Annotated in this window: 21 protein-coding genes; 13 read left to right on the forward strand and 8 right to left on the reverse strand. The window is 67.9% G+C overall.

Annotation, left to right across the window (positions count from 1 at the left end; all coding sequences use genetic code 11):
- Nucleotides 1–9: 9 nt before the first annotated feature.
- From ABD683_RS08840 to ABD683_RS08855, 4 genes are read right to left on the reverse strand one after another with little or no spacing between them, the layout of a single operon-like run.
- Entirely contained in the window at nucleotides 10–462 is a 453-nt protein-coding gene (locus tag ABD683_RS08840; RefSeq protein ID WP_344769153.1) for a nuclear transport factor 2 family protein, read from the reverse strand.
- A complete protein-coding gene (locus ABD683_RS08845) occupies nucleotides 459–1,601 on the reverse strand; it encodes an FAD-dependent oxidoreductase (RefSeq protein ID WP_344769154.1) in 1,143 nt (380 codons plus the stop codon). Before ABD683_RS08845 ends, ABD683_RS08840 begins: the two co-directional genes overlap by 4 nt.
- Nucleotides 1,598–2,470, reverse strand: coding sequence for a DUF1295 domain-containing protein (locus tag ABD683_RS08850; protein WP_344769155.1), 873 nt, complete (start codon nucleotides 2,468–2,470; stop codon nucleotides 1,598–1,600). Before ABD683_RS08850 ends, ABD683_RS08845 begins: the two co-directional genes overlap by 4 nt.
- A complete protein-coding gene (locus tag ABD683_RS08855) occupies nucleotides 2,467–3,951 on the reverse strand; it encodes an FAD-dependent oxidoreductase (protein ID WP_344769157.1) in 1,485 nt (494 codons plus the stop codon). Before ABD683_RS08855 ends, ABD683_RS08850 begins: the two co-directional genes overlap by 4 nt.
- Before the next feature lie 57 nt (nucleotides 3,952–4,008).
- On the opposite strand from ABD683_RS08855, the gene fadD8 reads away from it, so the two are divergent.
- On the forward strand, nucleotides 4,009–5,583 hold the full coding sequence (gene fadD8, locus ABD683_RS08860; RefSeq protein ID WP_344769159.1) for a fatty-acid--CoA ligase FadD8: 1,575 nt from the start codon (nucleotides 4,009–4,011) through the stop codon (nucleotides 5,581–5,583).
- 137 nt (nucleotides 5,584–5,720) lie between these two features.
- Entirely contained in the window at nucleotides 5,721–6,128 is a 408-nt protein-coding gene (locus ABD683_RS08865; protein WP_344769161.1) for a hypothetical protein, read from the forward strand.
- A 1-nt stretch (nucleotide 6,129) separates the two neighbouring features.
- Here ABD683_RS08865 and ABD683_RS08870 read toward each other — a convergent pair whose 3' ends face one another.
- Nucleotides 6,130–6,933: a crotonase/enoyl-CoA hydratase family protein gene (locus ABD683_RS08870; protein WP_344769162.1), complete on the reverse strand. Its 804-nt coding sequence runs from the start codon at nucleotides 6,931–6,933 to the stop codon at nucleotides 6,130–6,132.
- 47 nt (nucleotides 6,934–6,980) lie between these two features.
- Between ABD683_RS08870 and ABD683_RS08875 the strand changes: the two genes are divergently transcribed.
- From ABD683_RS08875 to ABD683_RS08910, 8 genes are all read left to right on the forward strand, one after another.
- Nucleotides 6,981–8,630 carry an acyl-CoA synthetase gene (locus ABD683_RS08875; RefSeq protein WP_344769164.1) on the forward strand — a complete coding sequence of 550 codons (1,650 nt, stop codon included), beginning with the start codon at nucleotides 6,981–6,983 and terminating at the stop codon, nucleotides 8,628–8,630.
- Nucleotides 8,630–9,733 carry an NAD(P)H-dependent flavin oxidoreductase gene (locus ABD683_RS08880; RefSeq protein WP_344769166.1) on the forward strand — a complete coding sequence of 368 codons (1,104 nt, stop codon included), beginning with the start codon at nucleotides 8,630–8,632 and terminating at the stop codon, nucleotides 9,731–9,733. Before ABD683_RS08875 ends, ABD683_RS08880 begins: the two co-directional genes overlap by 1 nt.
- 187 nt (nucleotides 9,734–9,920) lie before the next feature.
- Nucleotides 9,921–11,294 carry an ABC transporter substrate-binding protein gene (locus ABD683_RS08885; RefSeq protein ID WP_344769168.1) on the forward strand — a complete coding sequence of 458 codons (1,374 nt, stop codon included), beginning with the start codon at nucleotides 9,921–9,923 and terminating at the stop codon, nucleotides 11,292–11,294.
- A gap of 7 nt (nucleotides 11,295–11,301) precedes the next feature.
- On the forward strand, nucleotides 11,302–13,287 hold the full coding sequence (locus tag ABD683_RS08890) for an ABC transporter permease (protein WP_344769170.1): 1,986 nt from the start codon (nucleotides 11,302–11,304) through the stop codon (nucleotides 13,285–13,287).
- Nucleotides 13,268–14,047, forward strand: coding sequence for an ABC transporter ATP-binding protein (locus ABD683_RS08895; protein WP_344769172.1), 780 nt, complete (start codon nucleotides 13,268–13,270; stop codon nucleotides 14,045–14,047). Before ABD683_RS08890 ends, ABD683_RS08895 begins: the two co-directional genes overlap by 20 nt.
- Nucleotides 14,044–14,751 carry an ABC transporter ATP-binding protein gene (locus ABD683_RS08900; protein ID WP_344769174.1) on the forward strand — a complete coding sequence of 236 codons (708 nt, stop codon included), beginning with the start codon at nucleotides 14,044–14,046 and terminating at the stop codon, nucleotides 14,749–14,751. Before ABD683_RS08895 ends, ABD683_RS08900 begins: the two co-directional genes overlap by 4 nt.
- On the forward strand, nucleotides 14,748–16,301 hold the full coding sequence (locus ABD683_RS08905; RefSeq protein ID WP_344769176.1) for a choice-of-anchor P family protein: 1,554 nt from the start codon (nucleotides 14,748–14,750) through the stop codon (nucleotides 16,299–16,301). The genes ABD683_RS08900 and ABD683_RS08905 overlap by 4 nt, the downstream gene beginning before the upstream one ends.
- 1 nt (nucleotide 16,302) lies before the next feature.
- Nucleotides 16,303–16,908, forward strand: a complete 606-nt coding sequence (locus ABD683_RS08910; protein ID WP_344769178.1) for a hypothetical protein — start codon at nucleotides 16,303–16,305, stop codon at nucleotides 16,906–16,908.
- Between the two features lie 24 nt (nucleotides 16,909–16,932).
- Here the strand turns inward: ABD683_RS08910 and ABD683_RS08915 are convergent, their stop codons facing one another.
- From ABD683_RS08915 to ABD683_RS08925, 3 genes are read right to left on the reverse strand one after another with little or no spacing between them, the layout of a single operon-like run.
- Nucleotides 16,933–18,465 carry an AMP-binding protein gene (locus ABD683_RS08915; RefSeq protein WP_344769180.1) on the reverse strand — a complete coding sequence of 511 codons (1,533 nt, stop codon included), beginning with the start codon at nucleotides 18,463–18,465 and terminating at the stop codon, nucleotides 16,933–16,935.
- Nucleotides 18,462–19,547 carry an acyl-CoA dehydrogenase family protein gene (locus ABD683_RS08920; protein ID WP_344769182.1) on the reverse strand — a complete coding sequence of 362 codons (1,086 nt, stop codon included), beginning with the start codon at nucleotides 19,545–19,547 and terminating at the stop codon, nucleotides 18,462–18,464. Before ABD683_RS08920 ends, ABD683_RS08915 begins: the two co-directional genes overlap by 4 nt.
- A gap of 28 nt (nucleotides 19,548–19,575) precedes the next feature.
- Nucleotides 19,576–20,760 carry an acyl-CoA dehydrogenase family protein gene (locus ABD683_RS08925; RefSeq protein ID WP_344769183.1) on the reverse strand — a complete coding sequence of 395 codons (1,185 nt, stop codon included), beginning with the start codon at nucleotides 20,758–20,760 and terminating at the stop codon, nucleotides 19,576–19,578.
- 92 nt (nucleotides 20,761–20,852) lie between these two features.
- Here ABD683_RS08925 and ABD683_RS08930 point away from each other — a divergent pair, with 92 nt between their 5' ends.
- The 3 genes from ABD683_RS08930 to ABD683_RS08940 all read left to right on the forward strand — a co-directional run bounded on the left by ABD683_RS08930 (nucleotide 20,853) and on the right by ABD683_RS08940 (nucleotide 23,515).
- The gene (locus tag ABD683_RS08930) at nucleotides 20,853–21,998 is read left to right on the forward strand and encodes a 3-ketosteroid-9-alpha-monooxygenase, oxygenase component (protein ID WP_344769185.1); all 1,146 of its coding nucleotides are present in this window, start codon (nucleotides 20,853–20,855) and stop codon (nucleotides 21,996–21,998) included.
- A gap of 165 nt (nucleotides 21,999–22,163) precedes the next feature.
- The gene (locus ABD683_RS08935) at nucleotides 22,164–22,472 is read left to right on the forward strand and encodes a hypothetical protein (protein WP_344769187.1); all 309 of its coding nucleotides are present in this window, start codon (nucleotides 22,164–22,166) and stop codon (nucleotides 22,470–22,472) included.
- Nucleotides 22,469–23,515 carry a 2Fe-2S iron-sulfur cluster-binding protein gene (locus ABD683_RS08940; RefSeq protein WP_344769189.1) on the forward strand — a complete coding sequence of 349 codons (1,047 nt, stop codon included), beginning with the start codon at nucleotides 22,469–22,471 and terminating at the stop codon, nucleotides 23,513–23,515. The genes ABD683_RS08935 and ABD683_RS08940 overlap by 4 nt, the downstream gene beginning before the upstream one ends.
- Nucleotides 23,516–23,606 lie beyond the last annotated feature (91 nt).

Genomic DNA, 23,606 nt, shown 5'->3' on the forward strand with positions numbered 1-23,606 from the left:
GGCGGCCGACTAGGCCGGGACGAAGCTGGCCATGGTGCGGTCGGGCTCCCAGAACGCCTTCATCGAGGCGACGCGGCCGTCGTCGTTGACGACGTAGACCATGATCAGGTCGGTCGTGGTGTGCGAGCCGTCGGCGAACGACGTCTTGATGCTGCCGATGTTGGCGCAGGTGTTGCTGCCGGGATTGGCGAACGAGTCGGTGATGGTGAACTCGAACGTGTCGATCGGCGCGATCGCCAGCTCCCAGAACGCCGTGATGCCGGCGTGCCCGTGGTGGCCCTTGCCCTCGGCGTCGAACATCGATGGACCGACCGGGTCCTCGAGCACGGCGTCCTCGGCATACACCGTCAGCCACTCGGCGAGGTCACCCTTGGCGACGGCGGAGTAGGACCGCTGCGATGCCTCGCGCGCCGGGTGCGGGTCGTTGGGCGCGTTCCAGATGATGGCGTCCGAGGTGATCATGACTTCTCCTTCGATTTCGATCTGGCGGGGGTGGTCCTGATGCCGCCGTAGATGCCGCGGCGCACGATGAATGGCTGGAGCACGGTGTCGACCGACCAGCTGGGGATGCGGTAGCCCTTGCCGTTCGGCGCAAACACCGTGAGGCCGTTGTCCTGCGTGCCGACGACCGAGCCCCAGCGGCGACGGGGTGGCTTGTAGGGCTTGAGGGTTCTGCCCGCGAGATGGGCACGGATGTTTCGAGCGAGGAGCTTGTCTGCGCGGTTGCGGGCGGACGTACGGAGTGGATCTGTGGCGGCGATGTCGCCGATCGCGAAGATCTCCGATGCACCTGTGACGCGCAGGTCGGCGTCGACCCGTACGAAGCCACCGTCGTCCAGCAGCTCGGCGGGGAGCCAGTCGGAGTTGGGTCGTACGCGTCCGATCGCCCAGACCACCGCGTCGGCCGAGGTGGCGGGCTGCCCCGTGCTCCACTCGACCGGTTCGTGGGTGATCTGGTCGAGGTCGAACCCGGCGGGAATCTCGGCACGGTGCCCGGGATGCAGCCCGACGCCGCGCTGGGTGAGCAGCGTGCGGACGCGGTGCCACACCCCGCGGTGGTGCTGCGGCAGCGCGGCCTCACCCGGGAAGAACAGGTCGACCTGCTTGCCGGGCCAGGTGCCGGAGAGGTTGGCAGCAGCGCCCACCGCCGCCGCGCCGCCGCCGATGATCGCGATCGACTCGGACTCGGCGAGTGTCTGGTGCGCCGTCGCGACGGCGGCGTCGACCTCGGCCTCGGTCTGCACGTCGGGTCGCCGCCAGAAGCCGTTGGTCACGCCGGTCGCGATGACGAGCACGTCGTACGACTCGGTGCCGGTTTCGCCGTCGGCATCCTTGTAGGTCACGGTGCGGCCGGCGGTGTCGATGCCGGTGACGGCGCCGTGCACAGTGCGTACGCCGGCGAGCTTCCGATAGCGCTCGAACGGTATGCGGTGGTGCCTGGCCCAGAAGTCGGGCCGGGCCAGCCGGATCCCCAGTTCCTGTCCACTGACCATCCCGGGCTTGGTGCCGATGCCGACGACCTCGGCATCGGCACTGAGGTGGATCGCGGTCAGCAGACCGCTGTCGCCCAGGCCCGCGACGACCACCCGGGGCTTGGTCAACGCTTCGCCTTCGGCGGGCGCGGCAGGAACATCGACACCCGGTCGATCACGTCCTGGTAGTCGGGGCGGCGTTCGAGGCTGCGCCGCTCCATCATCGGGATGCTGGCGAGCAGGAACATCAGCAGCATCGCGATCGCGCCGGCGAAGATCCACCACCAGTCACCAGGTGACGCGGCCAGGCCGAACAGCGCGAGGGAGAGCCAGAAGGTGACCTCGCCGAGGTAGTTGGGATGGCGCGACCAGGACCAGAGCCCGCGATCCATGACCTGGCCAGGGGTGCGCTCCTGCACGAAGCGGTGGAGCTGCAGGTCGGCGAAAAACTCGAGCGCCACGGCACCGAGTCCGACCACGACGGCGACGATGTCGAGCCAGCTGACGTCACGGCCTGTGTTGGTGACGACGACGTACGTGGGCACCATCCCGAGGAACACGATCAGCGTCGGGAAGACGTGGATGCCCATCAGATCGGCCGCGGCCTCGTTCTTGCCGGCGTTCTGCTTGACCATCGGATAGCGCCAGTCCTCGTGCTGCATGCCCGGCCAGTTGAAGATCCAGTTGCCGGTCAGCCGGATCGCCCAGGCCATGATCACGAGCAGCGCCAGCCAGGGGCGCGCACCCTCGGCATCGGTCTCGAGCCACCAGTAGACGAACATCGCGGGCGGGACGACGCTCCAGTAGGCGTCGTAGAAGCTGGAGTTCTTGTATGCCCGGCTGAACGCGAAGATCACCGCCGTCGCGATCAGGTCGGCGATCAGCGTGTCGAGCCAGAGCTTGTCCGTGCTCGGGCCCCAGGCGAGCCAGGCGCCCGCGACCGCGAAGCAGGCGACGTACGCGATCAGCACCCTGATCAGCGATGCGCTCTTGCTCATTGCGGTTCCTCGACGATGTGCTGGACCGCGCGGGAGGCGAAGACCAGGGCCTGCCCCAACGGTGCACCCGGGCCGGGGTACAGCGGGCCGAAGATCGACGCGGCGCTGTTGCTCGTGGCATACAGCCCCGGGATGGGACCACCGTCGGAACGGATGACGCGGCCGTGCTCATCGATCACCATCCCGCCCTTGGTGCCGAGGTCGGACAGCACGAAACGGGCCGCGATGTACGGCGGTGTCTCGAGCGGGACCAGGGTTGCACCGCCGGTGAAGAAGTTGTCGTACTCATCGACACCGCGACCGAAGTCCTCGTCGACCCTGTTCGCGGAGAAGGTGTTGAAGCGCGCGACGGTGTCACCGAGATCCGTGAGCCCGAGCGCGGCGGCCAGCTCGTCGATCGTGTCTCGCTTGACCCACGTACCGGCCTCGAGGTGCTCGGCCGGATCGCCTTCGGGCATGGCGATCGCCGGGAGGCTGCCGCCCTCACGCGAGTCGAACACGAACCACGACGGGATGCGGTTGGGCGCCGCGGCCATCTGGCTGCCGAACTGGTCGTACGGGAGGCTCTCGTTGGCATAGCGGCGGCCGTCCGCATCGACCATGACGCCGCCGCGGAAGCCCAGGGTGAACGAGCCACCGCCTCCGGGCTGCTCGAGTCCGGGGCACAGCCAGCCGTGCTCCATCTGTTCGATCGCGGCACCGAGGGCCTGGCCGGCGATGATGAGCTCACCGGTGTTGGTGCCGGCCGGAGCCATGGTCCACCCGGCGGTGCCCGGCACGCCGTGCAGACCGCGCAGTGTGTCGTTGCCCTCGAACCCGCCGGCCGCCACGATGACGCCGCGTGCTGCCCTGATCGTCTCGCCCCCTTCCGTCGTCACCCCGACGACGCGCCCGTCCTCCACGACGTAGTCGGTGACGTGCTGGTTGGTGAGAACGGTGCCGCCATCGCGTACGAACGCCATCAGGGTGCGGGCGATCAGCGCCTGCCCACCGCTGAGCGTGTTGCGGCCACCCTCGCCGGCGCGGTCACGCTCGACCGGGGGACGTACGAGCGCCGCCACCTCGGGGGGCAGCTCGTCTCGGCGGATGTTGCTGGGCTGGATCGACCGGCCCATCGGCACACGGCCGGGCGCATCGAAGTACTCGGGGAACGGTGACCACTCCCACGCGAAGGCCTCGTCGGTCTCGAGCTCGGCGACCAGCCTGGGCGACTCTGCAAGGAACACCTCGACGTTGGTCGACAACGGCGTCGGCAGGAGCGCCTCGAGGTAGGTGCGAGCGCCCTCCGTCGAATCGGGGAGACCGGCCCGCTGCTGCACGTCGGTGCCCGGGAGCCAGCAGGATCCGCCGGAGTAGGCCGACGTACCGCCGACCTTGTCGGTGCGCTCGAGCACCACGGTCCTGAGCCCGGCCTGCTGCGCGAAATAGGCGCCGATCAGGGCGCCCCCACCCGATCCGACCACTACGACGTCGTAAGCCATTTGGTCATGCTAGGGCAAAAACTGGAACACGTTCTATCTGTGTTCTAGTCTCATGGCATGGCTCAGACTCTCGACACCGACACCTACCGCGGACCCCACTCGGGGCAGATGCTTCTCCACTCCCTCAAGCGGCACCGCAATGCCAGCGTGCTCCAGCTGGGCGACCGGAGCATCACGGGCCAGGAGATGTCGGACCAGATGAGCCGCTACGTCCGCGCCCTCGAGGACCTCGGCGCCGGCACCGGCGCAGCCGTCGGGCTGCTCGCCTCGAACCGCCCCGAGGTGCTGTTCATCATCGGCGCCGGGCAGACCCAGGGATATCGCCGCACGGCGCTGCACCCGCTCGGATCGCTCGAGGACCACGCGTACGTGCTCGACGACGCGGGCGTCTCTGCCCTCATCGTCGACAACATCGACAAGTTCCTCGAACGGGCCGACGCGCTGAAGGAGAAGGTGCCGGGCCTCGAGACGATCATCACGATCGACGACCTCGCGGCGAAGGCGGCGACGTACGACGTCGAGCCCCTGACCGCGAAGGACCTCGCGCCGGACCACGTGGTCGGCGTGACCTACACGGGCGGTACGACCGGCAAGCCCAAGGGCGTCATCGGCACGGCGTCGAGCATCGCGACGATGACCCAGATCCAGCTCGCCGAGTGGGAGTGGCCCGAGAGGCCGACGTTCCTGATGTGCACGCCGCTGTCGCACGCCGGCGCTGCGTTCTTCGCGCCAGTCGTCGCCAAGGGCGGGCGCCTCGTCGTCCTGCCCGGCTTCGATCCGGCGAACGTCCTCAAGACGATCGAGGAGGAGAAGATCACCGCGACGATGCTCGTGCCGAGCATGCTCTACGCGCTGATGGATCACCCCGACTCGCACACCCGCGACCTGTCGAGCCTCGAGACCATCTATTACGGTGCGTCGGCGATCAACCCGACGCGCCTGGCCGAGGCCATCGAGCGATTCGGCCCGATCTTCGCGCAGTACTTCGGCCAGTCCGAGGCGCCGATGGTCATCTCCTACCTCTCGAAGGCTGACCACACCCCCGAGCGGCTGGCGAGCTGTGGGCGGCCGAGCGCGTTCCTGCGTACGGCACTGCTCGGCGAGGACGGCCAGCCCGTCAAGCAGGGTGAGCCGGGCGAGATCTGCGTCGCCGGGCCCTTGCTCGCGGCCGGCTACTGGAACAAGCCCGAGGAGACCGCCGAGGCGTTCCACGACGGCTGGCTGCACACCGGCGATGTGGCTCGCGAGGACGAGGACGGGTTCTGGTACATCGTCGATCGCACCAAGGACATGATCGTCACGGGTGGGTTCAACGTGTTCCCCCGCGAGGTGGAGGACGTCATCGGCGAGCACCCCTCGGTGGCGCAGGTCGGGGTGATCGGCACCCCGCACGAGAAGTTCGGCGAGGCCGTCACTGCGGTCGTGGTGCTCCGTCCGGAGGTCGACGCGAGCGAGGAGTCCGTCGCGACGCTGACGACGGAGATCCAGGCGCTGGTCAAGGATCGCAAGGGTGCCGTCCAGTCACCCAAGGACGTCATCGTCGTCGACGCCCTTCCGCTGACGGCGCTGGGCAAGCCCGACAAGAAGGCCCTCCGAGCCAAGTTCTGGACCGGAGACCGCAGCGTCGGCTGACGCCAGATTGCTCGCGTGAACGTGGTCTCGATACGGCTCGGCCGCGGGCGAGGCTCCCCACTCGACCACCGAGAAGGGTGTCGTCGGCTTGGCCGGAGACGCAGCGACGGCTCGCGCCACGGGTTTATCGTGGGCATATGCAGGAGCTTCTGTTTGCGCTTGGGCTGATCCTCTTGTTGCTCGGCCTGCTCACGGGCATGGCGATCCCCGTCCTCAAGAACCCGAGGATGGGCTTGGCCGCCCACATGGTTGGCATGACGAACGGGCCGTTCCTCATCGTCGTCGGACTGCTGTGGCCCCACGTCGACCTGTCGCACACATGGCAGGTCGTCACGATCGTGCTGTTGGCGTACAGCAGCTTTGCCAACTGGCTTGCGATGCAGCTGGGTTCGCTGTGGGGCGCGGGGCGCAAGTTCGCCCCGAGCGCAGCTGGCGACCATCGTGCATCCGCCACGAAGGAGCGGATCGTCGACGGTCTCCTCGCGACGCTGGCGCCGCTCATCATCGCGGCGACGGTCCTGCTTCTGATCGGCGTCCTGCGCTAGGTCACGTGCCGGTGAACTGGGCGGGGCGCTTCTCGAGGAAGGCGCGAGGTCCTTCCTTCGCGTCGTCGGACGTGAAGACGGCGGCTCCGACCTTGGCGTCGTCGGCCCAGCAATCGTCCTCGTGCTTGCCCTCCGAATCGCGCATCGTCTTGAGGATCGCCTGGACCGCGAGCGGGCCGTTGGCGGCGACCATGTCGGCGAGCTCGTGCGCCTTGGCCAGGGCGGTGCCATCCGGTACGACGTGGCCGATCAGTCCGAGCTCCTTCGCCTCAGGTGCCAGGATCGGTCGGCCGGTGAGCAGCAGCTCGGCGGCGACGGTGTAGGGGATCTGGCGCGGCAGGCGTACGGCCGAGCCCCCCAGCGGGTAGAGGCTCCAGCGCGCCTCGGCGACACCGAACTTGGCGGACTCGCCGGCGACCCGGATGTCGGTGCCCTGCAGGATCTCGGTGCCACCGGCGATCGCCGGGCCCTCGACGGCCGCGATCAACGGCTTGGTGAGCCGGAACCCCTTGAGCAGGCCCTTCAGGATCGTCGGGTCGAAGTCGCCCGACTCGAAGCTGTCGCCCGGCGGCCTCTCGTTGGCCGTGCTGAGGTCCATGCCCGCGCAGAAGTAGCCGCCCGCACCGGTCAGGATGCAGACGCGGATCTCCGGGTCGGAGTTCACCCGGTCCCACGCGTCCTCCATGATCCTGAGCATCTGGGACGAGAGCGCGTTGCGGCGCTCGGGTCGGTTCATCGTCACGATGAGCTTGTGACCGTCCTGTTCGACGAGGCAGTCAGGCGAGGTTTCAGACGTTTCGGGCATGGGAGGCAGCGTAGTCAAAAACGAGAACGTGTTCTAGTCTTGGGCGCATGGCACTGAACATCGCTGACCTTTTCGAGCACGCCGTCGACGCTGCCCCCGAGAACCCCGCACTCAAGGTGGGCGACCGGACCGTCACGTTCGCCGAGCTGGAGACGGAGTCCAACAAGCTGGCGCACTACCTCCAGTCGCGCGGCGTGAAGCCCGGCGAGCACGTCGCTGTCTATGCCAAGAACAGCATCGAGCATGTCGTCGCCGTGCTCGCGATCGTCAAGATCCGTGCCGTCAACATCAACGTCAACTACCGGTACGTCGAGGGCGAGCTCAACTACCTCTTCGACAACGCCGACGTCGTGGCCCTGATCGTGGAGCGCACGTACGCCCCGCTGGTCGCCAAGACCAAGCCCAACCACCCCAAGCTGCAGACCGTCGTGGTCATCCCCGACGTGATCGAGCCCGACGACCAGTCCGACATCTCCGGGTTCGACGGTGTCCTGTACGCCGACGCGGTCGCCGACCAGTCCGCCGAGCGCGACTTCGCCGAGCGCAGCGCCGACGACCTCCACATCATCTACACCGGCGGCACCACCGGATTCCCCAAGGGCGTCATGTGGCGTCACGAGGACTTCTGGCGCACCCTCGGCGGCGGCATCGACTTCTACACCGGCGAGAAGCTCGACGAGTACGATCAGTCGAAGCAGGCCGCGCAAGAGGGCCGGATGGTGACGTTCCCGCTCAGTCCGCTGATGCACGGCGGCGCCCAGGCGGGACTGCTGATGCACCTGTTCGCGGGGCACCTGACGATCCTCGAGCCGAAGTTCGATGCCCAGCGCACGTGGGAGATCATCGACGAGAACGGCGTGATGCTCATCTTCATGACCGGCGATGCCATGGCGCGCCCGCTGATCGAGGAGTTCGAGCGCAAGGCCAGGACCGACGCCCCCTACTCCGGTGCGAGCCTGTTCGCGGTGTCCAGCAGTGCGGCGATCTTCTCCCCCGAGGTCAAGGAGCGCTGGATCGAGGCGCTCCCCAACCCGGTCTACACCGACTCCGTCGGTGCCAGCGAGACCGGTTTCCAGGGCATGGGCATGCAGGACAAGACGCACATCTCGAGCGACGGTCCGGTTGTCGGCCTCGGACCCAACAGCGTGGTCCTCGACGAGAACAACAACGTGCTCGACCTCGCCACCAGCGTCGGCAAGATCGGCCGACTCGGTCGTGGCGGCTCGGTGCCGGTCGGCTACTACAAGGACGAGAAGAAGTCCGCCGAGACGTTCCTCGTCGTCGACGGCATGCGCATCTCGGTCCCCGGCGACTTCGCCCGGATCGAAGAAGAGGGCAAGGTCACCCTGCTCGGCCGCGGATCCAACTGTGTCAACACCGGCGGCGAGAAGGTCTACCCCGAAGAGGTCGAGATGGCGATCAAGCGCCACCCCGCCGTCTACGACGTCCTGGTCGTCGGCATCCCGGACGCCAAGTTCGGCCAGGCCGTCGCCGCACTGATCCAGCCGCGTGAGGGCGAGACCCTCGAGCTCGAGGAGCTGCGCGACTACCTCCGTGAGTTCCTGTCCGGCTACAAGCTGCCGCGCACCCTGACGCTCGTCGAGGAGATCCCGCGCAACGCCACCGGCAAGGCGCAGTACCCGCGGGCCAAGGAGCTCGTGCTCGAGGCCCTCAACGCCGAAGGGGCCATCGCCTGATGCACACCGAGCTCTGCGAACGCTTCGGCATCCAGTACCCGATCTTCGCGTTCACACCGTCCGAGCACGTGGCCGCTGCCGTCTCTCGCGCAGGCGGTCTCGGAGTCCTGGGGTGCGTACGGTTCAACGACGCCGACGAGCTCGACGGCGTTCTGGACTGGATGGACGACAACACCGACGGCTTGCCGTACGGCGTCGACGTCGTGATGCCGATGAAGGTCCCCACCGAGGGCAAGGCCATCGACCTGAAGGCCATGATCCCCGAGGACCACATCTCGTTCGTCGATCGAACGCTCCAGCAGCTGGGCGTGCCCCCGCTGCCCGAAGGTGAGGGCCGCGAAGGCGTGCTCGGCTGGCTCCACTCCGTGGCCCGCTCCCACGTCGACATCGCACTCAGCGGCAGGCATCGCCCGGTGCTGATCGCCAACGCCCTCGGCTCGCCGCCCAAGGACGTCATCGACCAGGCCCACGCCGCGGGCGTGCAGGTGGCCGCACTCGCCGGCGCAGCGAAGCACGCGATGTCGCACGTCGCCAACGGCGTCGACATCATCATCGCCCAGGGTTACGAGGCCGGCGGGCACACGGGCGAGATCGCCAGCATGGTGCTGACCCCCGAGATCGTCGACGCCGTCGGACCCGATGTCGCGGTCCTGGGTGCCGGCGGGATCGGCCGGGGTCGTCAGGTTGCCGCGTCGCTCGCCCTCGGTGCGCAAGGTGTCTGGACCGGCTCGGTCTGGCTGACGACCGAGGAGTACGCCAACCTCAACACGAACGCCGGGATGACCGAGGCGTTCCTGCGGGCATCGAGCGCCGACACCGTGCGTACGCGCGTCTACACCGGCAAGCCGGCTCGTCTCCTCAGGACCAAGTGGACCGAGGCGTGGGAGGCCGAGGACGCCCCGACACCGCTGCCGATGCCGTTGCAGAACCTCCTGGTCGCCGACGCGCACAACCGCATGAACCTCGCCGGCAACCCTGACGTCATCTCGATGCCGGTGGGGCAGATCGTCGGGTCCATGAACGAGGTCCGTCCGGTCGCCGAGGTCATGGCCGACCTGATCAGCGAGTACGAAGAAACCGTCAAGCGCCTCTCCTCGCTGTAGCCCAAATCCATGGATTTCTAGAACAAGTTCTAGAAATCCATGGATTTGCTGCTGGTCCTGCCTTACCTTGGTGAGCGTGTGCTGGATCACACTCCCAGTCAAAGCTCCAGATCACAGTGAAGGCCCTGTCTTGCGACGACCCCGTACCAGCTCCCCAGGTTCACCCAGCAGTCCGCGGCTGCGCCGCGTGGCGATAGGCACCCTCGCCGCGCTTGCGCTCGTGGTCCCGGCTGCCTGCGGAGGATCAACGCTCGACCCCGAGTACGTCCAGTCCGCCAACAATCCCAACGGCATCAGTGGCGGGAACGGGACCGGGGACGTTGCCGGCTCCGGCGACGCAGCCGGTGGAGCCGACGCGGGTACGGGCGACGCTGCAGGTGCGGGAGCTGGATCCGGAGGATCCAGCGGTTCGATCCCGGGCGTCAAGTCCGGCTCGTGCGACGGCTTCAAGAACCAGAAGGGCATCACCGACAAGGTGATCCAGCTGGGCAACTCCTCCGACATCAGCGGCCCGGTCCCGGGTCTGTTCACGTCGGCACAGCAGGGCACCAAGGCCTACATCGCCTACTTCAACGCGACGTCCAGCATCTGTGGCCGCAAGCTGGCCCTGACCACCCTCGACTCCCGCACGGATGCGGGCGCCGACCAGCAGGCCTACGCCAAGCTGTGCGAGTCCACGTTCGCCGCGGTCGGCTCGATGTCGGCGTTCGACTCCGGTGGCGCCTCGACCGCTCAGTCGTGTGGTCTCCCCGACATCCGCAGCGCTGCCGTGACGGCCACGCGCAACGCCTGCTCGACATGCTTCGGCGCCCAGGCGACGGGTGCGCGCGAGTTCAGCAACGCGGTCCCCGACTTCTTCGTCAAGAACTACAAGGCGGCCAGCCAGAAGGCGGCGTTCCTCTACCTGAATGCCGGCGCCTCCGCCGAGAACGCGGCCACCCAGCAGAAGGTCGAGACGAAGCGTGGAATGAAGTTCCTCTACTCCGCAGGCATCGATGTCGCGGAGTTCAACTACGGGCCCTACGTCCAGCAGCTCAAGAGCAAGGGCGTGCGCTGGGTCCAGTTCATCGGCGGCTACCAGCAGGGCGTACGACTCGCGCAAGCCATGCAGTCGGCCAACTACAAGCCGGACGTCCTCTTCTATGACCCGACGGTCTACGACGCAGGCTTCGTCCGAAGCGGTGGCTCGGCGGTCGAGGGCGCCATCACGTTCACCAACTTCACCCCGTTCGAGCAGTCGCAGTCGGAGGTCAACCTCTACAAGAGGTGGCTGCAGCAGGTCGCCCCGGGTGCCGCTCCGACGTTCTTCGGACTGTTCGCGTGGTCGGCTGCCAAGCTCTTCGTCGCGGAGTCGCTGAGCCTTGGCGGCAAGCTGACACGTGCCTCGCTCGTCTCCAAGGTGAGTGGCGTCCACAACTGGACCGCGAACGGCGCCCACTCGCCGATGGACGTCGGCGGCAAGCACGCGCCGTCGTGCGCCCGTTTCCTGCAGCTGCGCGGTGGCAGGTGGGTGCCGTTGAAGGGCACCGCATACGTCTGTCACGGCGCAGGCAGGGCGTGACCCACCCATGAGCGAGTTCATCTCCTACACGTTCATCGGCATCTTCACGGGCGCGGCCTATGCCATCGCGGCAAGCGGGCTGGTCCTGACCTACAGCACGACCCGCGTGTTCAACATCGCGCACGGTGCTGTCGGGATGCTGTTCGCGTTCGTCTACTGGGACTTCTCGGTCAAGCAGGACATCCCGATCTGGCTCTCGCTGATCCTGGTGCTCTTCGTGGCAGCGCCGCTGTTCGGTGTCTTCGTCCAGCGCGTGCTGGCTCGCGGCCTGGGCTCGGCACCGGTCAGCGTCTCGTTGGTCGTGACGGTGGGTCTCCTGGTCGGTCTGATCGGCATCGCCCAGCAGATCTGGCCCGCCGAGGATCGATCGCTTCCCCAGTTCTTCCGTGGCCACCTGATCCACCTCGGTGATGTCGTGATCACCTGGCACCAGGTCATCACGGTGGTCCTGTCGGTCATGGTCGCGATGGGTCTGTTCCTGCTGCTGTCCGGTACGCGCATCGGCACCGCGATGCGTGCCTCCGTCGACAACCCCGACCTCCTGCAGCTCTACGGTGGCCGCCCGCAAGTCGTGGCGGCACTGGCCTGGGCCGTGGGCTCCTCGCTGGCGGCACTCGCCGGCATCCTGCTCGCCCCGGTCGTCGGACTGCAGTACTTCGACCTGACGCTGCTGGTGATCTCGGCGTACGCCGCGGCGATGCTCGGCAAGCTCACCAATCTGCCGATGACCTATCTCGGAGCGATGGCGCTCGGCATCGGCCAGTCGTACGTCGTGGGCTACCTGCAGGACATCCCGTTCAGCGACAAGGTCCCCGGGCTGCCGGCCGTCATCCCGACGCTGTTCCTGTTCGCGATCCTGGTCCTGCTGCCCCAGGCGCCACTGCGGGTCGGTCAGGTCAAGGGCATGGTCTCGGCCCCGGTGCCGACGCTGGGCACCGCCGTGGTGTGGGGCGCGGCGCTCGTCGCCGGCGTCATGGTCCTCGCGTCGATGCTGTCCGGCTCCAACCTGCTGCTCGTCGGCACCGCTGCGACGTATGCGATCGTGATGCTGTCGCTGGTGCTGTTGACCGGCTACGGCGGCTACGTCTCCCTCGCCCAGTTCACGTTCGCCGGAGTCGGCGCCGTCGCGTACGCCAAGATCGACCAGCCCAACCTGTTCGGGCTGTTGGTTGCGGTGCTCGCCGCTGCCGCCGTCGGTGCGCTGGTGGCCATCCCGGTGCTCAGGCTGACCGGCCTCTATCTGGCGCTGGCGACGCTGGCCTTCGCGCAGCTGATGGACAAGCTCTTGTTCCAGTCGGCTCTGGCATTTGAGTTCAACAACCCGCTGGAGGCCGAGCGGCTCTCCGTCTTCGGTCTCAAGCTCGACGGCACCGGGGCCTACGCGGTGATGATGACGATCTTCTTCGTGATCATCGCTCTGGTGGTCCTCGCCGTCCGACAGGGACCGCTGGGCAGGATCCTGGTGGCGGTGCGCGACAGCCCGGCCGCAGCCGGGACGCTCGGCATCGACATGCGCTGGCTGCGGGTCGGCCTGTTCGCCGGGTCCGCCGGCATTGCCGGCCTGGCAGGGGCGCTGTTCGCCGGTCTGCGCGGCACGATCGTGGCCTTCGACTTCCAGTTCTTCGCGAGCCTGCTCCTCCTGCTCATGGCTGTCGTGTGGGGCGTCACCTCGGTGACGGGCGCGGCGTTGGGCGGCATCTTCATGATGTATCTGCCGGTCGCACAGTCGGACAACCCGTCGATTGCCGGTCTGTTGTTCGTGCTGCTCGGCGTCGGCGCCGTGATCCTCGCTCGTGACCCGAACGGATTGGCCAACCTGCTCTTCAAGCTGCCCGGCTGGCTCGAGGACGACGTCTACCCGGCGATCGCCAGGCGGCTCCCGGCGTTGAGCCTGCCGCGTCGCTCCAGGGGCGACGATGACGACCTCGACCTGACGGAAGAGACTCCCGTCAGCCAGGAGGAGGTGAACCCGGATGCCGTTGCTGCACGTTGACGATGTCGTGGTCCGGTTCGGCGGCGTGACCGCCGTCAATCAGGCGAGCTTCGAGGTCGAGTCGGGCACGATCACGGGACTGATCGGGCCCAACGGCGCCGGCAAGACCACCTGCTTCAACGTGATCACCGGTCTGCAGGCGCCGACCTCGGGCCGGGTGCTCCTCGACGGCAAGAACATCACACGCATGCCCGTGCCACGGCGGGCCCGGCACGGCATGGGCCGCACGTTCCAGCGCCTCGAGGCGTTCGGCTCGCTGACGGTCGAGGACAACGTACGCGTCGCACTCGACGTCCACGAGGGACTGCGCGGCATGATGCGACCAGACGACGAGGCGACCTTCCAGAGGATCGACGAGCTGCTGGACCGCGTCGGCATCCTGGGATACGCCGAGGAGCGTGCCGACTCGGTCCCGACCGGCACGGCCCGCCTGCTCGAGGTCGCGCGGGCACTCGCCTGCAACCCGCGGCTGCTGCTGCTCGACGAACCCTCCTCCGGGCTGGACGAGGCGGAGACGGATGCCTTCGGAAACCTGCTCCTCGAGCTGGCGGCCGAGGGTCGCACGATCCTCATGGTCGAGCACGACATGGACCTGGTGATGCGGGTCTGCCACGAGATCCACGTCCTCGACTTCGGCTCGATCATCGCGACCGGAACGCCCGAGGAGATCCGCAACAGCCCCGTCGTGCAGAAGGCCTACCTCGGCTACAGCGAGGACGAGACGGCCGAGCTGCCGGTGACGGAGGAGGTGGCACGATGAGCGTTCCGATCCTTGAAGTCGTCGACCTGCACGCGGCGTACGGGCGCATCGAGGTGCTGCGCGGGGTCGACCTCACGGTGCCCCGCGGCGCCGTGGTGGCACTGCTCGGCCCCAACGGCGGCGGCAAGTCCACGCTGCTCAAGGTCATCTCGGGGCAGATGGACAAGACGTCGGGAGACATCCACCTCGGTGGTGTCCACGTCAGCGGCGCCAAGCCCGACGACCTGGCCCGGCTGGGACTCACGACGGTTCCCGAGGGACGCAGCGTGTTCCCCAATCTCTCGGTCGAGGAGAACCTGCTGCTCATCTCCTATGCGGGCGTCAGCGCCGACAAGGTCTACGACACGGCCTACTCCTACTTCCCCAAGCTCAAGCAGCGCCGCTTCCAGCTCGCCGGGACCCTGTCCGGCGGCGAGCAGCAGATGCTGGCGATGGCGCGCGCTCTGAGCTCAGACCCCGCGCTCCTCCTTCTCGACGAGTTGTCGATGGGCCTCGCGCCGCTGATCGTCGACGAGCTGTACGAGACGGTCGGGCAGATCGCCGAGTCCGGTGTCTCGATCCTCGTGGTCGAGCAGTTCGCACGTACCGCATTGAAGGTGTCGGACTACGCGGCGGTGATGACCGGCGGTCGCGTGGTGGCCACCGGCGAACCCGACGAGATCAACGACATCATGGCCGACGTCATCCTGGGAGGTGCCGCATGAAGCGTGCGAGCGAGAAGACGTTGTACGACAGGACGCTGGTCGGTCGTACGCGCGCACTGACCCGGCGCACCAAGCGCACGGGTGCGGCGTTGCTCGCCCTCGGCCTGGTGGCGGGCGGAACCGCGGCGGGCAGTGCACCCGCGCAGGCCGTCACGTACGGCGGCTTCACCACGATGGCCACGGCGACGCCGCTCAAGCTGGAGATCTTCGAGCCCGCCCTGCCGCTTCCGACCGAGCCGCAAGCCGAGTTCGACCTGTCCTACACCCGCGTCGACGGCAGCTCCGGGCCGGCGACGCGGGCGCGCGCCTCGGCGATGTGGCCCGGCCCGGCGATCGGCGAGGGCCTCAAGACCTTCGGTGAGCAGCTCGGCCTGCCCGAGGCACTCACGGGCGGCGGCTACCCCGTGCAGACCAACGCCGGATTCCCCGGCGACACGACGCAGCAGTCCCAGGAGTTCCTGCCCGGCATGATCGGACGGGTCGATGCCGGTGACAAGCGCACCATCGCCAAGGTCGGCTACACCTCGTCGGACGTCTCCGACGGAGACGCCGGAGACGGCAAGGCGGCCCCGGCCAACCCGCTGGACGCCCTCACCGGCCTGCTCGGCCCCAAGTCCGGCCCTCCCGCGACCGGATCGCCCAACCCGCTGGGCACCCTGGGTCTCCTCATCGACTTCGACGGCATGACCAGCGTCTCCAGCACCGACTACGACGGCAGCACCGTGATCGCCACGGCGACCAGCCGCATCGGCGAGATCCGCCTGCTCAGTGGCTTGATCAAGCTGACGGGGGTCAACGTGGTGGCCAAGGCGACCAGCAGTCTCGACGGCGGCGCCAAGACGACGCAGACCGTCGACATCGGTGGCATGACCATCGCAGGTCAGAAGATCGCCCTGGGTCCCGACGGTCTCACCGCCGCCGGCAAGGTCACGCCGATCCCGGGCATTCCGTCGTCGGCCGCAGAGCTGCTCAAGCTGCTGGGGGTCTCGATCGAGGTGCCCAAGCCCGATGTCGTCACGGCCGGGTCGAAGGGCACGATCAACGCCGAGGCCGCGCGGATCACCCTGGACACCAAGGCGTTGCGTTCCAAGCTGCCGTCGTTGCCGCTGGACGACCTGGTCTCGGGCATTCCCGATCTTCCGGGACAGGCCAACCTGATCAAGGGGCTCCTGCTGTCGCTCAACACGATCGCACCCAAGCTGGTCCTGCACCTCGGCTCGACCCAGGTCTCCGCCGAGACGATCACGCTCGCCGACCTGGGCGGGGGAGCCGGCACACCCGGCGGGGGCCTCCCCGGTGACGTCGGCGCACCCGCGCTCGACGACATCCCGCCGGCCGGTGCGGTCGACGGTGGACCCCAGGCACTCGCCCCGGTCGCCAAGGGAATGCCACCGCTGCGCAGCCTGCCGATGCTGCTGCTGCTCGGCGGTCTGGCACTCGCCAGTGGCGCAGCCTGGTATCTCCGCTCGGCGGGGATGCTCCTCTTTGGCGGTGCGTCCGCCTGCTCCTTCGGCCTCAAGGCCGGCATCCCAGACCTCAGGAAGGCCTGACATGACGACGACCGAACGCCGTCCGGCGAAGTTCAGGGCGCCCCACGTGATGCCACGTGCGGGTTCGCGCGACGGCACGGCCCCCCTGCGCAGCGATCCTGCCCAGGTGCTGCACCAGGTGCTCTTCATCGCCGGCGTGGTGCTGCTTCCCGCTGGGCTGATCGTGATCGGCTTCGGCTGGTACGGCGCCGCGCACACCCCGTACGCCTACGACCAGATGTCCTATCTCGTCTCCGCCGTGTTCGGGCTCGGCATGACCTTCGTCGGCGGCTTCCTCTACTTCGGCTCCTGGCTGGCCCGGATCGGCGGTGAGCAGAAGGAGTCGCAGCGCCAGCTCTCCGACACCGTGCTCCGGCTCGCCAGCTCGGTGGCAGGCAGCTCGGCGATGTCGAACGGCGTCGTGCTCGAGGATGCCAAGCGCGGTCAGGTACGCGCCGTGGTCCGCAAGCGCGATCCCGGCGCCGTGCTGGTCGTCGCGGGTCGAGGGTCGACCCTGCACCGTGCCGACTGCAGCCTGATCTCGAGTCGTGAGGACCTGCGTCCCGTCGGCGCGGACACCGACGGCCTCACCCCCTGCCGGCTCTGTCAGGGCGAAGCAACCAAGTAGTCCGGCGATGCGTCGAGGGGCAGCTCACGAGTAGGCCGTGCCGCGCTCCTCGCGGGTCCAGGTGACGTCGGCGGTGCCGGCAGCGCTGAGCTCGCGATGCAGCACCTTGTGCGTCGCGGTGCGCGGTAGCTCGGCGACGACACGTACGTAGCGCGGCCGCGCCTGGGGTGACAGGTCGCGCTGCTCGTCGAGGAATCGCTCGAGGTCGTCGGGTCCGAGCTCGCCGCGCAACACCAGCGCAGCCGCGACCTGGTCGCCGGCGCGCTCGTCCGGCACGGCGTAGACCGCGACCTGGTCGATCGCGGGATGGCGCAGCAGGATCGCCTCGATCGGCGCGGTGGCGAGGTTCTCGCCGTCGACACGGAGCCACGCTGCCGTACGACCGGCGAACCACACCCACCCGTCGGCGTCGCGGTAGGCGAGATCGCCGGACCAGTACATCCCGCCGCGCATCCGCTCGGAGGTTGCTTCCTCGTCGTTGTAGTAGCCCGCGAACTGTCCGGCGCCGGTCGTGTTGACCAGCTCGCCGACGCACTCGTCGAGATTGGTGACGCGTCCATCGGCATCGCGTACGGCCGGCGGGCACTCGGTCACGGTGTCGGGGTCGTACACCGCCACACCGTCCGCGGGCCAGCCGAGCGCGCCCGGGGGCGTTCCTTCGATCTTGCTCACGATGACGGCGTTCTCGGTCGAGCCGAACCCGTCGACGACGTGGCAGTCGAAGCGCTCTCCGAACGCCTTGATGTCACGGTCGCCGGCCTCGTTGCCGAACACGAACCGCAGCGGGTTGTCGGCATCATCGGGTCGGGGCGGTGTCGCCAGGACGTACGTGAGTGGCTTGCCGACGTACGACGCGTACGTCGCCCCGAACCGCCGGACGTCGGAGAGGAACTCCGACGCCGAGAACTTCTCGCGCAGTGCCACGGTGGCGCCGTTGTGGAGCGCCGGCGCCCAGCCGGCCATGACCGCATTGGAGTGGAACAGCGGCATCGCGATGTAGTGCACGTCGTCCGGGCCGAGCCCGAGCTTGTCGGAGAGATAGAACCCCGGCACCGTGATCTTCTGGTGCGTGATCCGCACCGCCTTGGGCCGACCGCTGGTGCCCGACGTGAAGATCAGCATGAAGAGCGAGTCGTCGTTGGGCGAGGCCTCGGGTGCCGCACCGGATGGCACGTCCCACTCGTCGGTGTCGATGACGCGGATGTCCGACAGGTCGAGCCCGTCGAGCAGGTGCCTCTGCGTGGCGTCGGTCAGCAGGAGCTGTACGTCGGCGCGCTGCAGGTCGGCGAGCAGAGCGTCGCCGCGACGCGTGCTGTTGACCCCCACCGCGACGTGCGCACCCAGCCCCGCGGCGGAGAGGTTGAGCAGCATCTCCGCGGTGTTGTCCATCAACAGTCCGACGTGCGGTGGGCGTACGGGATCCAGCAGGCCCGCGATCGCGGCGGCTCGCGACGAGGCGTCGGCGATCAGCTCGCGCCAGGTCCACGAGCCGGCGTGGGTCAGAAGGGCCGGGGTGTCCTGCTCCGCGCGGGCGAGGAGCAGGTCCCGGACGCTCACGCGGGTTCGGCGGCGAGCAGCTTGCCGAGGCGCAGGGCTTGTTCGGTCTGCCCGCCGTACTCGAAGTCGTAGCGGGTGCCGGCGGTGAAGTAGCGGTGCGCCTCGCCGTCGAGGTCGATGCCGACACCGCCATGGATGTGCACCGTGGTGTGGGCGATGTGGTGTCCGGCGTCGGACGCCCACAGCTTGGCCGTCGCGATGGCCTCGGTCGAGGGCAGTCCCTCGGCGAGACGCCAGGCGGCCTGCCAGACGGTGAGCGCCAGGAAGCGGGTGTCGATGTAGCCGTCTGCGAGGCGCTGCGCGACGGCCTGGAACGTGCCGATCGGCCGGTCGAACTGCTCGCGGACCTTGGCGTACTCGGCCGTGAGGGTCAGCGCGCCCTCGGTGACACCGAGCTGTACGGCGCAGCTGGCGACCGTCAGCAGGTCGACGAGGCGTTGGGCGGCGTCGCCGCTGCCGATTCGCCGGTCAGCCGGCACGCGTACGCCCGACAGCTCGACCAGGCCCAGGGCGTCGCCATCGCTGAGCTTCTGCTCGCGGATCTGCACGCCGTCGGCATCGACCAGGAAGACGCCGGTGCCGTCGGGAGTGGTCGCGGTGACCAGGAACGCGTCGGCGTTGGTGGCCGCGTGGACGAGGTACTTGGTGCCGGTCAGCACGTACTCGACGCCGTCGAGGGCAGCCGTCGTCGTCGGCACGGAGGGTACGTACTCGTGCTCCTCGGCGATCGCGGCGCTGATGACGCTCCGGGTGAAGGCGGCCTGTTGCTGCTCATCCGTGCCGTGCTCGGCGAGGAAGAGTCGTGCAACTGAGTCGGTGGCGAGCGGGACGGGGGCGACGGTACGGCCGACCTCGACCAGCACGCGGCACAGCTCGAGGAAGCCGAGCCCGGCACCGTCGTGCGCCTCAGGTGTCGTCAGGCTCCGGAGACCGGCGTCGCCGAGCGCCTTCCAGAGGACCGGGTCGAACCGGGCGCCGGCTGCCTCGACCTCGGCCAGCCGCTCGGTCGTGGTGTGGTCCTTGAGGATCGTCGCGGCGAGCGCTGCAGCCTCTTCGGCCTCGGCCGGAAGTGAGAAGTCCATGTGGTTTCCCTTGTCAGTGTTCTTGAATTCAGCGCTTCGCGGCCGGCATGCCGAGGCCGACGTAGCCGATGATGTCGCGCTGGATCTCGTTGGTGCCGCCGCCGAACGTCATGACGAGTGACGAGCGGTAGTAGCGCTCCAGACGCCCGGCGATCACGGCACCGGCCGAGTCGGCGGCGACGATCGCGGCGGGGCCGACGATCTCCTTGAGCGCCCGGTAGACCTCGACGGCCAGCTCGGAGCCGTAGACCTTGACGGCTGAGGCGTCGGCAGGGGAGAGCGAGTCGATCTCGGCGGCGAGCTTCCATCCCATGAGCGTCAGCGCGTCCGTACGGGCCTGTGCACGTCCCAGCAGGATCTGCACCCATTCCTGGTCGATCACGCGCACACCATTGGCGTTCTTGGTCTCACGCGCCCACTTGGTGACGAGCTCGATCGAGTGGACCAGCGGAGCCGAGGAGGTCAGGGCGACCCGCTCCCGGTTGAGCTGGTTGGTGATCAGCGCCCAACCCCCGCCGCGACCCCCGATGAGGTTGTCGGCCGGGACCCGGACGTTGTCGTAGTAGGTCGCACTCGTGCCGACCCCGGCGATCGTGTGGACCGGCGTGTAGGAGACGCCCTTGGCCTGGGCCGGCACCAGGATCATCGACAGGCCCTTGTGTCGGGGCAGGTCGGGATCGGTGCGGCACGCCATCCAGATCCAGTCGGCGTACTGGATCAGCGACGTCCACATCTTCTGGCCGTTGATGACCCACTCGTTGGTCGACTCGTCGAGCTCGGCCTTGGTGCGCAACGACGCGAGGTCGGTGCCGGAGCCGGGCTCGGAGTAGCCGATGGAGAAGTGCAGCTCACCCTGCTGGATCTTGGGGAGGAAGTACGCCTTCTGCTCCTCGCTGCCGTAACGCATGATGGTCGGGCCCACCGTGTTGAGCGTCAGGTGCGGGATGGGTACGCCGGCGACCATGGCCGCATTGGAGAAGATGAGCTCGTCGACCATCGAGCGCTCCTGGCCGCCGTACTCCTTGGGCCATCCCATGCCGAGCCAGCCGTCAGCGCCGAGCTGGCGGATGACGTCCTTGTAGACGGTGACGTCGCCGAACTCACCGGTTGCTGCGGCCAGCGCAGCCCGGATCTCGGGGGTGACGAGCTCGGAAAAATAGCCTTGGACCTCATCGCGAAGGCGAAGCTGGTCGGCTGTCAGGGCGACGTACATGTGGTAAAACTATAACGTGTTCTCGTTTTGGTCCACTGAGTTCACATGCCCAGACCTGGACTTCGTTGTTTCAAACACCGTGGGAGGCAATCGTGACCGAGACCCGCACGCTGGACGCTGGTTCTGTCCCGGATCGATTCGCACGTGGCTGGCACTGCCTTGGCCTGGAGCGTGACTTCAACGACGGCAAGCCGCACGAGGTGTTCGCCTTCGGCGGCAAGCTCGTCGTCTGGGCCGACTCGGCGGGCAAGCTCAACGTGCTCGACGGCTACTGCCGCCACATGGGCGGTGACCTGACGCAGGGCACCGTCAAGGGCGACGAGATCGCCTGCCCGTTCCACGACTGGCGCTGGGGTGGCGACGGCAAGTGCAAGGCGATCCCCTACGCCAAGCGGGTGCCGCTGCGCGCGCGTACGCAACGCTACGAAGCCGTCGTCCGCAACGGCCAGCTGCTGATCTGGCACGACCCCGAGGGCAGCGCCGCCGACATGGACGCGCTGCCGCCCGAGCTCCCCGGGGTCGGTACCGACAAGTACACCGACTGGACCTGGGAGACGCTCCCGGTCGAGAACGCTCACTGCCGCGAGATCATCGACAACGTCGTCGACATGGCGCACTTCTTCTACATCCACTTCGCCTTCCCCACCAACTTCCGCAACGTGTTCGAGGGCGACCAGGCCACGCAGTTCATGGAGTCGACCGGACGTCCTGACATGACCGCCGAGGGCTACGGCGACGAGGACCTGGTCCTCAAGTCGGTCGCCACCTACTTCGGGCCGTCCTACATGATCAACTGGCTCGACACCGACTACAAGGGCTTCCTGACCAAGGTCATCCTGATCAACTGCCACATCCCGACGGGACCCAACTCGTTCACGCTGCAGTACGGACTGTGCGTCGAGAAGCCCGAAGGTGTCGACGAGGCGACCGCCAAGTACATCGGCGACAAGTACTCCGAGTCGTTCAAGGTCGGCTTCGAGCAGGACGTCGCGATCTGGCTCAACAAGGCGCCCGTGCAGAACCCGCTGCTCTGCGAGGAGGACGGCCCGGTCTACCAGCTGCGTCGTTGGTACGAGCAGTTCTACGTCGACAAGGCCGACATCGAGCCCGAGATGGTCGAGCGGTTCGAGTTCGAGGTCGACACCACCAAGGCCAACGAGAACTGGCGCGCAGAGGTCGCGGAGAACCTTGCCCGCAAGGAAGCCGAGGACCGCGAGGCCGAGAAGGCCCATACCTAGGCCATGCCTCCCACCTCGATGGCCGGCTCGCACGGCCCCGCATCCCGCCTGACTGCGTTCTCGTCGCTCGCAGCACAACCCCGGTGCGCCTCGCTCCTCGGCCATGTCAGTCGGGCGCGGATGCCGCGCTCCCTGATCGGCCACCAAGTGAGAGGCACGACCTAGATGTCCTACATCGTCCCGTCACTCCCCGAGACGTTTGCAGATCGCGAGCTCTACACGCAGAGCCATCTGCAGGACGTGCCCTGTCTGGACTGCAAGGCACACGTGCTCGTCCGCAAGAACAGCGAGCACCACACCTCGATCCAGTGGACCCAGGAAGCGGTCCGCGACTGCACGTCGTTCGCCAAGATGGAACGCCAGGAGGGCGGACGTCCGGTCCACGCCGGCTGCCCGCGGCTGAACAAGTCGATCGAGGAAGCCGTCCGTGACGGCGCCGTCTCGGTCGGAGCCGAGAACGAGCCTGTTGCATGACCGATCCGTCGTTCGAGCTCGAGGTCCTCGAGGTTGTCGAGGAGACCGGTGATGCCCGGTCCGTCGTCCTCGATCCAGGGGAGCACCGTGAGTTCTTCGCCTACACGCCCGGACAGTTCCTGACGGTCGCGGTGCCCAGCGAGCGGACCGGCCTGGTGGCGCGGAGCTATTCGCTGTCGTCGACGCCCGGTGACGGTGGCCCCCTGACGATCACGGTCAAGCGCACGCCGGACGGCTATGCATCGGGCTGGATCTGTGAGCACCTCAAGGCCGGTGACAAGCTCCGCGTGCTCCCGCCGAGCGGCATCTTCACCCCCAAGGACCTCGACGTCGACCTGCTGCTGTTCGCCGGTGGCAGCGGCATCACGCCGGTGATGTCGATCATCCGTGCGGCTCTCGCCGACGGCGTCAACAAGATCACCCTGTTCTACGCCAATCGCGACGAGCGCTCCGTCATCTTCCACGCCTCGCTGGCCGAGCTCGCTGCAGCGCAGCCCGAGCGGTTCCAGGTCGTGCACTGGCTCGAGTCGGTGCAGGGACTGCCGACCGAGGCGCAGCTGAAGGCATTCGCGGCCGACCACCTCGAGCGTGAGGCGTTCGTGTGCGGGCCTGCCCCGTTCATGAAGGCCGCGACATCGGCGCTCAAGGAGCTCGGGTTCCCTCGCGAGCGTCGCCACCAGGAGAAGTTCGTCTCCCTGGGCGGCAACCCGTTCGACGTCGAGGTGATCGAGGTGGAGCCGGCCGCCGATTCCGTGCCGTCCGGTCCGCCCGTCAACCTCCAGGTCGACCTCGACGGCGAGGAGTACGACTTCGACGACTGGAAGCCGGGCACGACCCTCCTCGAGCACCTCGAGAGCAAGGGAGTCAAGGCCCCCTACTCGTGCCGCGAGGGTGAGTGCTCGGCCTGTGCCGTGCGGATCCTCGAGGGTGAGGTCACGATGCGCAACAACGACGTGCTCGACGACGAGGACCTCGCAGACGGCATCCGGCTCGCCTGCCAGAGCGATGCCGCGTCCGAGAAGGTTCGCGTGACCTACTCGTGAGCCGACCTGACAATCGCCTGAGGTCTCAGGCCAAAAACGTAACGCAGGTCACACTGGCTCGTTACTGTACTGAGATCGCTTGAGGGAGCGC

The organism is Aeromicrobium panaciterrae (assembly GCF_039537165.1).
GTDB classification, from domain to species: domain Bacteria; phylum Actinomycetota; class Actinomycetes; order Propionibacteriales; family Nocardioidaceae; genus Aeromicrobium; species Aeromicrobium panaciterrae.

Coding starts and splice junctions, on each gene's coding strand:
- ABD683_RS08840 (WP_344769153.1), bottom strand. CDS start 462: ATGATCACCTCGGACGCCATCATCTGGAACGCGCCCAACGACCCGCAC.
- ABD683_RS08850 (WP_344769155.1), bottom strand. CDS start 2,470: ATGAGCAAGAGCGCATCGCTGATCAGGGTGCTGATCGCGTACGTCGCC.
- ABD683_RS08855 (WP_344769157.1), bottom strand. CDS start 3,951: ATGGCTTACGACGTCGTAGTGGTCGGATCGGGTGGGGGCGCCCTGATC.
- fadD8 (WP_344769159.1), top strand. CDS start 4,009: ATGGCTCAGACTCTCGACACCGACACCTACCGCGGACCCCACTCGGGG.
- ABD683_RS08865 (WP_344769161.1), top strand. CDS start 5,721: ATGCAGGAGCTTCTGTTTGCGCTTGGGCTGATCCTCTTGTTGCTCGGC.
- ABD683_RS08870 (WP_344769162.1), bottom strand. CDS start 6,933: ATGCCCGAAACGTCTGAAACCTCGCCTGACTGCCTCGTCGAACAGGAC.
- ABD683_RS08875 (WP_344769164.1), top strand. CDS start 6,981: ATGGCACTGAACATCGCTGACCTTTTCGAGCACGCCGTCGACGCTGCC.
- ABD683_RS08880 (WP_344769166.1), top strand. CDS start 8,630: ATGCACACCGAGCTCTGCGAACGCTTCGGCATCCAGTACCCGATCTTC.
- ABD683_RS08890 (WP_344769170.1), top strand. CDS start 11,302: ATGAGCGAGTTCATCTCCTACACGTTCATCGGCATCTTCACGGGCGCG.
- ABD683_RS08895 (WP_344769172.1), top strand. CDS start 13,268: ATGCCGTTGCTGCACGTTGACGATGTCGTGGTCCGGTTCGGCGGCGTG.
- ABD683_RS08900 (WP_344769174.1), top strand. CDS start 14,044: ATGAGCGTTCCGATCCTTGAAGTCGTCGACCTGCACGCGGCGTACGGG.
- ABD683_RS08905 (WP_344769176.1), top strand. CDS start 14,748: ATGAAGCGTGCGAGCGAGAAGACGTTGTACGACAGGACGCTGGTCGGT.
- ABD683_RS08910 (WP_344769178.1), top strand. CDS start 16,303: ATGACGACGACCGAACGCCGTCCGGCGAAGTTCAGGGCGCCCCACGTG.
- ABD683_RS08920 (WP_344769182.1), bottom strand. CDS start 19,547: ATGGACTTCTCACTTCCGGCCGAGGCCGAAGAGGCTGCAGCGCTCGCC.
- ABD683_RS08925 (WP_344769183.1), bottom strand. CDS start 20,760: ATGTACGTCGCCCTGACAGCCGACCAGCTTCGCCTTCGCGATGAGGTC.
- ABD683_RS08935 (WP_344769187.1), top strand. CDS start 22,164: ATGTCCTACATCGTCCCGTCACTCCCCGAGACGTTTGCAGATCGCGAG.
- ABD683_RS08940 (WP_344769189.1), top strand. CDS start 22,469: ATGACCGATCCGTCGTTCGAGCTCGAGGTCCTCGAGGTTGTCGAGGAG.